Genomic DNA, 2,051 nt, shown 5'->3' with positions numbered 1-2,051 from the left:
AGATAGTATCGGCTTGTTTTACGATGTTCTGCTCTTCTTTACTGGCAGTGCCGGAGATTAAGAAGGGGGCGAAATCATCTTGAAACTCTTCTGGCAGCATCGAAAGTAGCCTTTGCTCTGCAGCTGCTTCTATCTTCTTATACTCTTGGGCGATATCTGGGTTGTAGTATTTGACGGGTGTAGGCAGATCCCCAGTCAGTACTTCGCTGGTGTCATGATACATCCCGATTAGGGCAATGTGTTCTGGGTCGAGTTTGCCATCAAACTTTTTGTTTTTGATAAGCGCCAAGGCATGGGCAACGAATGCGACCTGTAGGCTATGTTCTGAAATATTCTCGCTTGAGACGGAGCGCATCAAAGGCCAGCGTTGGATAAGTTTCATGCGTGCGAGGTGGGCGAAGAAATGGCTCTGTTTCATAAGTGTCCTTTCTAAAGAGAGCTCCACTCGTATCTTATGTTCACTCAAACAGTACGAGACAGCGGATACAAAAAAGGCTCCTAAACTGGAGCCTTTTAAGCATAGAAGTGAATGAATACAAGTTAAAGTCTTTTAAAACAGCGAATTGTAGCCATCTTTCTTTGTGCTCATTAACCTTCGATAAGGTCGTCTTGATTGTAAGTCTGCAAGAAGCGCTCTAGGCGACCAATTGCCACTTCAAGGTCTTCAATATGTGGCAAAGTCACAATACGGAAGTGGTCAGGTTTAGGCCAGTTGAAGCCAGTACCTTGTACTAACAGTACTTTTTCTTGCTTAAGGAAATCGAGTACGAACTTCTGATCGTCTTTAATGTTGTACATCTCGGTGTCGATCTTCGGGAACAGGTACATCGCGCCCTTTGGCTTCACACAAGATACGCCAGGGATCTTGTTAATCAGTTCCCATGCTCGGTCACGTTGCTCAAGCAGGCGGCCGCCTGGCAGAATCAGTTCATTGATACTCTGATAGCCACCCAATGCCGTTTGGATAGCGTGCTGCATTGGTACGTTGGCACACAAACGCATAGAGGCAAGCATTTCTAAACCTTCAACATAACCTTTGGCTAAGTGTTTAGGGCCGGTCAAGAACATCCAACCACCACGGAAACCACAAACACGGTAAGCTTTAGATAGGCCGTTGAACGTTACCATCAGTACGTCTTCAGCCAGCGTTGCAACAGAGGTATGCACAGCACCGTCGTAAAGGACTTTGTCGTAAATCTCATCAGCGAAGATGATTAGGCCGTGTTCACGTGCAATCTCGACAACTTGCAGTAGGAAATCACGGCTGTAAACCGCACCTGTAGGGTTGTTCGGGTTGATAAGAACGATGCCGCGAGTCTTCGGTGAGATCTTTGCGCGCATATCATCCAGATCTGGGTACCAGTCTGCATCTTCATCACACATGTAGTGAACCGGAGTACCACCAGAAAGTGCAACAGACGCTGTCCATAGTGGGTAGTCTGGAGCGGGAACTAAGATTTCATCACCATTATCCAGTAGCGCTTGCATAGACATAACGATAAGCTCTGAAGCACCGTTACCAATGTAAACGTCTTCTACGTCAAGATTACGTAGGCCTTTTTTCTGGTAGTGTTGAACAACCGCTTTACGGGCTGAATAGATACCTTTTGAGTCGCAGTAACCTTGAGATGTCGGCAGGTTACGGATTACGTCAACAAGGATTTCATCAGGGGCGTCAAAACCAAATGGGGCGGGGTTACCAATATTAAGCTTTAGTATTTTATGCCCTTCTTCTTCCATGCGCTTAGCATGTTTGAGTACAGGCCCCCTGATTTCATAGCATACGCTGTTGAGTTTTGACGACATCCCGATATTTTGCATTGCCGATTTCCTGAAATTAATTTAAATACTTTATTAAAGTACCGCAAAATGGCGTTTGATAGAATAAAAATCTGATGAATGTCGCATTTCAGTGTCACGTTTGGTCTTTTTGTTGTCACCCTTTTCTAAGTTTTAATTCATCGCTTTTATGGTTATTGTCTAAAATGATAGAGGGGCTCGCTTAAAGTCACAGGAATGTTGAAAAGATATCGGACATTCTTGATCTAAGT

The 2,051-nt window shown here is 44.8% G+C and carries 2 protein-coding genes; both read right to left on the bottom strand.

Annotated features, from left to right (window positions below):
* Nucleotides 1–418, bottom strand: a 418-nt coding sequence (gene yfbR / locus BCT81_RS28040; RefSeq protein WP_102426560.1) for a 5'-deoxynucleotidase, incomplete at its 3' end; no start/stop codon positions are given.
* A gap of 170 nt (nucleotides 419–588) precedes the next feature.
* Entirely contained in the window at nucleotides 589–1,821 is a 1,233-nt protein-coding gene (locus BCT81_RS28035) for a pyridoxal phosphate-dependent aminotransferase (protein ID WP_004739935.1), read from the bottom strand.
* Between the last annotated feature and the right edge of the window lie 230 nt (nucleotides 1,822–2,051).

The organism is Vibrio sp. 10N.261.52.A1, from assembly GCF_002876325.1.
GTDB lineage: Bacteria > Pseudomonadota > Gammaproteobacteria > Enterobacterales > Vibrionaceae > Vibrio > Vibrio chagasii.
This window is presented reverse-complemented; position numbering and strand designations above follow the sequence as displayed.

What these genes read in the sequence shown, in the direction of transcription:
- BCT81_RS28035 (WP_004739935.1), bottom strand. Translation starts at nt 1,821, where the DNA reads ATGCAAAATATCGGGATGTCGTCAAAACTCAACAGCGTATGCTATGAA.